The sequence below is a fragment of the Streptomyces sp. NPDC005435 genome, assembly GCF_040703155.1.
Classification (GTDB): Bacteria; Actinomycetota; Actinomycetes; order Streptomycetales; family Streptomycetaceae; genus Streptomyces.
On sequence record NZ_JBEXEQ010000037.1, the window covers coordinates 25,342 to 34,300 of the forward strand.

The 8,959-nt window shown below is 70.0% G+C and carries 6 protein-coding genes and 1 pseudogene; 4 read left to right on the forward strand and 3 right to left on the reverse strand.

From position 1 onward, the window contains the following. Positions 1 to 15 precede the first annotated feature (15 nt). From AB0898_RS31050 to AB0898_RS31060, 3 genes are all read right to left on the reverse strand, one after another. Positions 16 to 1,200: a thiolase family protein gene (locus AB0898_RS31050; protein WP_366806393.1), complete on the reverse strand. Its 1,185-nt coding sequence runs from the start codon at positions 1,198 to 1,200 to the stop codon at positions 16 to 18. After that, complete coding sequence (locus AB0898_RS31055) at positions 1,185 to 1,994, reverse strand: crotonase/enoyl-CoA hydratase family protein (RefSeq protein ID WP_366806395.1); 810 nt, start codon at positions 1,992 to 1,994, stop codon at positions 1,185 to 1,187. The genes AB0898_RS31050 and AB0898_RS31055 overlap by 16 nt, the downstream gene beginning before the upstream one ends. A gap of 876 nt (positions 1,995 to 2,870) precedes the next feature. Further along, a complete protein-coding gene (locus AB0898_RS31060) occupies positions 2,871 to 4,046 on the reverse strand; it encodes an MmgE/PrpD family protein (protein ID WP_366806396.1) in 1,176 nt (391 codons plus the stop codon). Positions 4,047 to 4,183: 137 nt separating this feature from the next. On the opposite strand from AB0898_RS31060, the pseudogene AB0898_RS31065 reads away from it, so the two are divergent. The 4 genes and pseudogenes from AB0898_RS31065 to AB0898_RS31080 all read left to right on the forward strand — a co-directional run. Further along, positions 4,184 to 4,567: pseudogene (locus tag AB0898_RS31065) on the forward strand (CoA transferase); the annotation flags it as partial. Between the two features lie 128 nt (positions 4,568 to 4,695). Next, entirely contained in the window at positions 4,696 to 5,853 is a 1,158-nt protein-coding gene (locus AB0898_RS31070; RefSeq protein ID WP_366806397.1) for an acyl-CoA dehydrogenase family protein, read from the forward strand. Between the two features lie 277 nt (positions 5,854 to 6,130). Then, on the forward strand, positions 6,131 to 7,315 hold the full coding sequence (locus AB0898_RS31075; RefSeq protein WP_366806398.1) for an oxygenase MpaB family protein: 1,185 nt from the start codon (positions 6,131 to 6,133) through the stop codon (positions 7,313 to 7,315). A 37-nt stretch (positions 7,316 to 7,352) separates the two neighbouring features. After that, positions 7,353 to 8,801: an aldehyde dehydrogenase gene (locus AB0898_RS31080; RefSeq protein WP_366806399.1), complete on the forward strand. Its 1,449-nt coding sequence runs from the start codon at positions 7,353 to 7,355 to the stop codon at positions 8,799 to 8,801. Positions 8,802 to 8,959: the final 158 nt, after the last annotated feature.

Genomic DNA, 8,959 nt, shown 5'->3' on the forward strand with positions numbered 1-8,959 from the left:
GTGCGGGAGGGCCGGTCAGCCCTGCGCGTGCGGACTGAGGACGAGCGTGGAGTGGTGGTCGAGGATGCCGCCGTTGCCGCTGACGAGGATCACGTCGTTACGGGGGGCTTGGCGCTCGCCGCCGTGTCCGCGTGCCTGGATGACCGCCTCGGACAGCGGGGTCATACCCCACATGTAGTACGAGGACAGCTGTCCGCCACCCGTGTTGACGGCCAGTGAGCCGCCGGGCCCGAGCGCGCCGCTCGCCGCGAACGGTCCGCCCTCGCCCTTGGCGCAGAACCCGTAGTCCTCCAGCGTGAGCAGTGCGGTGAACGTGTAGCAGTCGTACAGCTCGGCCACGGTGACGTCCGACAGTCCGACCTGGGCCATCTTCAGGGCGGCCGGGCCGGAGCGGGCCGCCCCGCTCTCCAGACCGAAGGTGCTGTCACTCGCGTCGGGGTAGCCGGGGTGGCTCTGGGCCCAGCCGAGAACATGGACCGGCGGCTGCGGCAGATGGGCGGCACGTTCGGCGGAGGTGACCAGGACGGCCACGCCGCCGTTGCTGACGAGGCAGCAGTCCAGGAGGCGAAGTGGTTCGGCGATCCAGCGGGAGGCCTGGTGGTCGGCGAGGGTGATCGGAGCCCGCATCTGCGCCAACGGGTTGCCGGCGGCCCAGGCCCGCTGGACGACGGCGATCGCACCGAGTTGCTCGGAGGTGGTGCCGTACGTGGCCATGTGCCGCTGCGCGGCCAGCGCGTACAGGGCGTTGACGCTGGTCAGGCCGGCGTGAAGGCGCAGACCGTCGAACCCGGCCGCCTCTCTGGGACGGCTGTAGGCGGCCGAGCTGGAACGGCCCTCGCGCAGTGGCGCGTCGGCGAACACGCACACCACGGTCTCGGCCATGCCGGCCTGGACGGCCATTGCGGCGTAACTGACCATGGCGCCCGCGGAAGCCCCGTAGGACTGGACCTCGGACAGCACGCTCAGGTCGCGCAGCTGGAGCCGGCGCTGAAGGCCCAGGCCGACGCCGCCGGCCAGGCCGGTGTTCGTGAGCAGCCCGTCGATGTCGGACAGCTCCAGTCCCGCGTCGGCGACAGCCCGGCGGACGGCGTCGGCGGCGAAGTCCTCCGCGCCGCGCCCGTAGACCTTGCCCATCTCGGTGATGCCGAGTCCGGCGATCACGGGGCGTCGGGCGGGGCGTGGGGTCAGCGTGCCTGCCACTGCGGCCTCCGCTTCTCGCCGAAGGCACGGGTTCCCTCGGCGGCGTCGTCGGTGGCGAGCAGTGCGCGGATCTCCCGGTCGTTGTGCTCCCACCGGTCCGCCTCGCCTGGGACGCGGCCCTCGTGGATGCCGAGGGCCACGCGCTTGCTCGCCTGGACCGCGAGGGGTGCGTTCGCCGAGATCCGTTCCGCCAGGGCGAGCGCGGCGGCGAGCACGTCGTCAGCCGGTACGACCCGGTTGACGAGGCCGAGCTGCAGAGCCCGGGCCGCGTCGACGGGCTCCCCGGTCAGCATGATCTCCATGGCGATCTTGCGCGGCAGCTGCTCGGGGAGCCGGAAGACCCCGCCCGCGGCGGCGAAGATCCCTCGGGACACCTCCGGCAGCCCGAAGACCGCCGTGTCGGCGGCGACGGCCAGGTCGCTGGCGAGCACCACCTCGGTGCCCCCGCCCAGGGCGAAGCCGTTGACGGCCGCGATGGTCGGCTTGCCGACCGCGTGCCGGACGTAGCCGAGGAAGCCCCATTCCTCATGTCCCGGAGCCGCGACGGACTCACCGCGGGCCAGCGCCTTGAGGTCCGCGCCCGCGCAGAACGCCCGGCCCCCGGCGCCGGTCAGCACCACGGCCCGCACCTCCGGATCCCGCTCCGCCTCCTCCAGGGCGGCGCCGACGGCGGCGCTGAGCTCGGCGTTCACGGCGTTCATGGCACCCGGCCGGTTCAGCGTGATCACCAGGGTGTGCCCTCTGCGTTCGACGAGGGCCGGGGCTTCGCCCGCCATGCTCTCGATCGTGCTCATCCGTACTCCATCGACGGTTCTCATTTTCAGACTCGATCAGTCTGAAAATATGCGAGAGCCATCGTCGCCCGTGAACACGCACGACGCAAGGGCCGTTCAAGTGACTCAGGACACGCGGGCGCCGGCAGGCCAGAGCGGCCACCCATGCCGTCCACCGCCGGAACGGGCCACGCCGAGCACGCTTACGGGCGCGGCCTCCAGGGAAACCGCGCCCGCCTCGTTCTCCGCCTCTCGCATCGTTGTGCGGAGCCGTTCCGGACCGTTCACCGGTGTGTCGCGCACCGTACGAGCCTCCGGTCATCGGGCTGAGGCGAGGCGCCGATGTTCCACGTGGCCGCGCGCAGGACCTGCCCGCACGGCGCGACCTCGCGCCCTCTGCGCCGTGGGAAGACGCCCTCCTCGCCCCCTGAGGCGTCTTTCTGGCCAAGGCCGGCCGTCCGCTTGAAGCTTGGGCGCGGTGACGTGGATCTTCACGGCCGCCAGCCGGTTCGTGATCAGGACCCCGCCCCGCGGAGCGCGTCCAGAGGTCTTCCAGGTCGCGGAAGCGTGGAGCGGCCACCGAGCAGGTCCTCCTCCGAACCAGCCAAAGGCCGGCCCGCGCCTTACAGCAGCGGCAGTCCGGGAACGTCCGTCCTGAGAGCCACCACGCTCGGCGTGGGGACTTTTCGAGTACAGCGAGAAGTTGACGATGTGGATGCCGCCACGAGCGTCCAGGGCGAGGCCGTCGGCGCCGATCAGCTGCGACGACTGCGCCAACGGTGGGCGCGCCCGCGCTGCCGTCCCGCCGGATCGGGATACGGATCAGGGCCCTGCGGTCGGCGTCGGCGACGACGGCTCCACCACCCTTTGTCGCGTACCTCTCCCCCAAGGGTGACCTCAAGTGGTCTTCGCTGGCCGTCCTGCCCCGGTCGACAGGGCTTCGCCCCGTCTCGGGGCCCCTTTGAGCCGGTCGTCGGACCGGCAACCGGGCAGGGTCTCGCGCAGTAGGGCGGCGGCGCCGGGCCAGTCGATTCCGTCGAGCAGCGCGGGCACGTCGGCGCCACAGTCAGCCAGCTTGGCGGCGAACTCGTCTCCCGTGGGCGGCAGTTCCGGTGCTCCGGGGGGAACCGCGAGGGCCGCCCGCCGCTCGGTCCCGTCGGCCGGTGCGACGGTGACCGTCGTCTCGCCGACGAGCAGGCCGCTGCCGCCCGCGTGGGTCTCGGTCCGGACGAGTCGCGTCAGGCGCTGGGCCTGCGCGCGCCGGACGTTGTCGTCGGTGAAGGACGCGAATCCGGGGTGCCCGTCGAGCAGTGCGGCGGCGTACTCCAGGCTGAACTTGCCCTGGAGCACGGTGGTCGGCTCGTGGTGGATCAGTGGGTGGACTGCGGCCTCGGGCGTGTGGACCGTGACGGACGCGATGCCCTCCGGATCGGGCGCACCCTCGGTGAGCAGTCGCCGCACGGCGCCGATGGGCCGCCGCATGGCGTAGCAGCAGGGGAAGATCTTCACCGCGAGCCCGCCGGGGACGGCTTCCGGGCCGGGCTCGCGCAGCAGTGCCGCCAAAGCCGTCAGGGATTTGGTGTCGGTGCCGAAGGCCCACTGGAGGCCTCCCCCTGCCGGGAGGGCCAGACACAGGGCTCGGGTGAGGCCGTCCCCATCCAGCCCGAGCGCCGGCCCGGCCCCGATGGCGGCGGGGGCGCCGGCGGTACAGGTGGCGTGCCAGCCCGCCGCGTAGTGGTTCCAGCCGAGCGCCGTGCCCAGCCGGGCCATGACGCCTGCTGCCGCCAGATACGCCCGGGCATCGCCGCCGGTGGCGAGGACGACGGGGGCGCAGACGACGCTGATGTGCGTTGTGGAGGGAAGGTGCAGGTCGTCGAAGTCCAGGACGTGGCCGACGGCCGCCCACCGGGCGGCGTCGGGCAAACCCGCGGCCAGGGTGGCCATCGGGTGCGAACGCGCGGCCAGCGCGACGGAGAGCGTGTCCTTCAGCCGGCGTTCAACCAGTGCCAGGTCGGCAGTTCCAGGCTCGAACCCGGGGGCCCAGCCGGCAAGCTCTTCGGCGAGATGGGGCACGGCGGACTCCCTGATGCCGTCCGAGCACTCGACAAGTTCCGGCCCGTCGAGCTCCAGTGGCGCCAACGTTCTGGACAGAGCGGCACACCGCATCGTAACTTAACGATCGTTCGAATTCTTTGAAACTTGGAGCCCTGATGTCCGATGCGGTTCTGACGGACTTCACCGGGCACGTCGCCGTCGGCGCGATCGAGCCCCCGTTCTACGCCGCGCTGCTGCGGGTCCTCGGACTCGCCGGGGACCCGGACTTCGGGAAGCAGCACGACAGGTGCGCGTGGCCTGCCCTGCGCAAGCGCTTGGAGGCCACGTTCGCCACCCGGACCCGCGACGAGTGGGCCCATGCCTTCGACGGTCAGGGCGCCTGCGTCACCCCGGTGCTGTCGCTCACCGAGGCACCGGGTCATCCGCACAACCGGGCCCGGCGTACCTATACCACCGGCATCGACGGCTCGGTCCAGCCCGCACCCGCGCCCCGCTACGGCCGAACTCCCCTGGCGACACCGGACGCCGCGCCGCTGATCGGCGCCGACACCCGCGCGGTGCCGCTTCGCCACGGCTTCCACGATGACGGCCTCGACGCACTCGTCCGTCGCGGCGTCCTGGCCCGACCCCCGGCTCTCCCCCGACGACCGACGAATGTGAGGACGACGTGCTGCGCACCGTCTACAGCGAGGACCACGAGGCCTTCCGGGCGACCGTCCGGGACTTCATCGAGAAGGAGGTCGTCCCGGTTTTCCACGAGTGGGAGCAGCTCGGCCACCCACCGCGCGACTTCTACCGCGAGCTCGGCGATCTCGGCGTGCTGGGCATCGAGGTGCCCGAGGAGTTCGGCGGGGCCTGCGAGACCAGCTACAAGTTCCAGGCCGTGGTGATGGAGGAACTGTCCCGCGCGGCCGTGTCCTTCGGTGACTACTCCGTCCACGCCAACCTGATCCTCCCGTACCTGATGAGCTACGCGAACGAGGAACAGCGGCGACGCTGGCTCCCCGGTTTCGCGAGCGGCGACATCATGACGGCCATCGCGATGACCGAGCCGGGCACGGGTTCGGACCTCGCGGGCATGACGACCCGCGCGGAACTGTCCTCGGACGGCAGCCACTACGTGCTCAACGGCGCGAAGACCTTCATCACCGGCGGGGCACTGGCCGACCTGGTGCTGGTGGTGTGCCGCACCTCGCCGGCCACCCCGGAGGACCGTCGGGCCGGGCTGTCGATCCTGTGCGTGGAGTCGGCGTCGCCCGGCTTCGAGGTGGGCCGCGAGCTGCGGAAGATCGGCCTGAAGACCTCCGACACGGCCGAACTGTCCTTCACCGACGTCGAGGTGCCGGTGGAGAACCTCCTCGGCGAGGAGGGCAAGGGCTTCTCCTACCTGTCGCACAACCTGGCGCGCGAGCGCTTGACCATCGCCATCGGTGTGACCGCGGCCGCGGCCGCCGCGGTCGGGTTCGCGACCGACTATGTGAAGCAGCGCACGGTCTTCGGCAAGCCGGTGGCCTCGTTCCAGAACACCAAGTTCGTGCTGGCCGAGTGCGCCGCGGAGCTGGAGGCGGCGCAGGTCCTGGTCGACCGGGCGCTGGAGCTGTACGACGCCGGGCAGCTGACCATCGCCGACGCCGCCAAGGCAAAGCTCTTCTGCACCGAGACCGCGGGCCGGATCATCGACAAGTGCCTGCAGCTGCACGGCGGCTACGGCTACATCACCGAGTACCCGATCGCCCGCCTGTACGCCGATACCCGGGTCTCGCGGATCTACGGCGGCACGAGCGAGGTGATGAAAACGATCATCGCGAAGGACCTCGGCCTGTAGGTCGCGCGGCGGCCACGGCGACGGCCGCGAGCCTGTGGCCCTCGGTGCCGGGGTGCGACGCGAGCGCGGAGGCGGTCGCGTGTCCAGGGTGGCTGGAGGAGATGAGCGCCACTCCAGGCGTCGATCGCTGGACGATCGTAAAGTTCGTGGCTTTACGATCGTCCAGTCCAGCTATACGCTGTCACTATCCGATCGTCCAGCGAATGGAGCGACTGTCGCTTCATAACCGCTGACCGGACCCTCGGTAACCCATCTGTCACCGAACAGGGGCAAAGCTATGGTGTCGACGACACAGCACAACCTTCCCGCACGCCTGGTGAACCTCGAGACCGCCCGGGACAAACACGGACCGAAGGCCGACCTCATGGCGGACATGCTCCAGGTCGGCGACCCCCTGGCCGACGCGGTGATAGCGGAGATCAACGAGCTCGGGAAGGACGCCAGGGCACAGCTGAACAAGGGGATCACGGAAGGACTCGACAGCGTTCCGGACGCGACGCCTGCGATCAAGGCGTTCCTGGCCCAGGTGGAGCAGGTCCCCGAATGGGTCGACCGCGCCGCACTGGAGGCCGGGGAGGAGACGTACCGTTCGGTTCCTCCGCTGTGGCAGCTGCTGTCTTCTGCCGGCGGACAGCTCGTCCACACGTACGCCTCACCCAGCATCGCCAAACTGCTGGTGCAGACGGGGCAGTTGCACAAGATGGCGCCGCGGCGGCTGGCGGAGACCGAGATGTGGGTCCTGCAGACGGTGCTGCCAGGTGGTCTGCTGCGGGGTGCGCCCGGATACGTGAGTACCGCCCAGGTGAGGCTCCTGCACGCCCGGGTGCGGGCCACCGCGCTGAAGCACGGCTGGGACCACGCGGAGTGGGGTGTGCCCATCAACCAGGTGGATATCGCTCGCACATGGCTCGACTTCACCATCGTGCCCTACCTGGCCAAGGAGAAGCTCGGTGTCCGCTTCACCGAGCAGGAGCAGCGGGCCCTGTACCGGTATTGGCACTACGTCGCCTACCTTCTCGGCCTCGACGAGAGGTTCTACGGCGGCATCAACAGCCACGCCGACGCCGCGGCTCTGCTGGACCTGCTGGACTCGACCATCACCCCGCCCGATGACAACTCGCGGGCACTGAGCGAGGCACTGCTGGACAGCTACGTGGACTTGCTGACGGGACTGGTGCCGATGGAGCGTGACGCACTGCGGGACCTGGTCAACGGGCTGGTCCGCCGCACCTTCGGTGACAAGTTCGCCGACGCGCTGCACATTCCGCCGTCCGGACACGCCGCGCTGATCCCGGTGCTCGCCGCCGCCGGCGCGCAGTCCTGGCAGCTGCAGCGCAGCACACCAGAGAGCGCTGAGGCGGCCCGGCGGCAGTTCACCGCCCTGCTGACGGAGCGGGTCAACGCCGGAATCCCCGATGGCACGGCCTACCAGCAGCACGCCGCGGGGTCCCGGACCGCCTGACGTCGGCCGGCATCCCCATACGCGATCAGGAGCAGTCGTGAAACACAACTACAGTTCTCTTTTCATCGGCGGCCAGTGGGTATCCCCCCGATCCGCCGAGGTCAACACCGTCGTCTGCGCCTCCACCGAAGAGGTCTACGGCCGGACACCACTCGCCGACGCCGCCGACATCGACGTGGCCGTCGCCGCGGCCCGTCGTGCCTTCGACGGCGCCTGCTGGTCCCCCCTGACGCCGGCCGAACGCGCGGACGCCATGGAACGGTTCGCCGACGAACTCGAGGCGCGTGCCGCTCTCCTCGCGGAGACCGTGACCGCGGAGAACGGCATGCCGCACTCCCTGTCGGTACGGGCCAACGGCTACTCGGGAGCCACGATCCTGCGCTATTACGCCGACCTGATCCGCGAGTTCCCCCTGGAGGAAGTGCGGACGGGCCTGAGCGAGGGCGGCACTCTGGTACGGCGTGAGCCACTCGGTGTGGTGGCCGCCATGGTGCCCTGGAACTACCCACAGACTCTCGCCATGATGAAGATCGCGCCCGCACTGGCCGCCGGGTGCACCGTCGTGCTGAAGCCCGCGCTGGAGACGGCCCTGGACGCCAACATCATGGCGGAGGCGGCTGACGCGGCCGGGCTGCCTCCCGGTGTGCTCAACGTCGTACCGGGCGGCAAGGAAGCCGGTGAGGCCCTGGTCGCTCATCCCGGGGTCGACAAGGTCGCGTTCACCGGTTCGACACCCGTCGGGCGGGCCATCGGTGAGGTGTGCGGACGGCTGCTGCGGCCGGTCACCCTCGAACTCGGCGGCAAGTCCGCCGCCATCGTCCTCGATGACGCAGACATTCCCACGACTGCGGCGGCCCTGGCCTCGGTGTCATTCCCCAACAACGGCCAGACCTGCTACGCCAGTACGCGTATCCTCGCTCCCTCGCACCGCTACGCGGAGGTGCTGGACGCCGTCACCGACATGGCCAAGGCCCTGCCGATCGGTGACCCGTTCGCTGCGGCGACCGCGATCGGCCCCGTGGTCTCCTCTCGTCAGCGAGAGCGGATTGAGGGGTACATCGCGGCCGGCCGCGACGAAGGGGCCAGGCTGACCACGGGAGGCAGACGCCCCGCTCATCTGGAGCGCGGCTGGTTCGTGGAGCCCACCGTGTTCGGCGACGTGCGCAACGACATGGTCATCGCCCGAGAAGAGATCTTCGGCCCGGTCGTCGTCGTCATCCCTTATCGGGACGAGAACGAGGCCGTCGCCCTGGCCGACGACTCCGAGTACGGCCTCGGTGGCAGCATCTGGACGGGCGACGTCGAGCGCGGGACGGCACTGGCCCGCCGGATCCATTCCGGCACCGTGGGGGTCAACGGCTACCAGCTCGACTTCGGCGCTCCCTTCGGCGGCGTCAAGGCCAGCGGTCTCGGTCGCGAACTCGGTCCCGAAGGCTTGAGCGCCTACTTCCAGCTGAAGTCCGTCTACCTGCCGAAGACCGCGTAACCCGGACGACCGGGAGCCCCTTGTTACGGCCCGGTTCTTCCGAAGCTGCTGACAGGTGCCGATCGGCACCTGTCAGCAGCATAGGGAATCACGGGCGAAAGGAAAATAAAAACAAATAAAAACAAAAAAAAATAGATATAAATATATAAAAGAGTAAA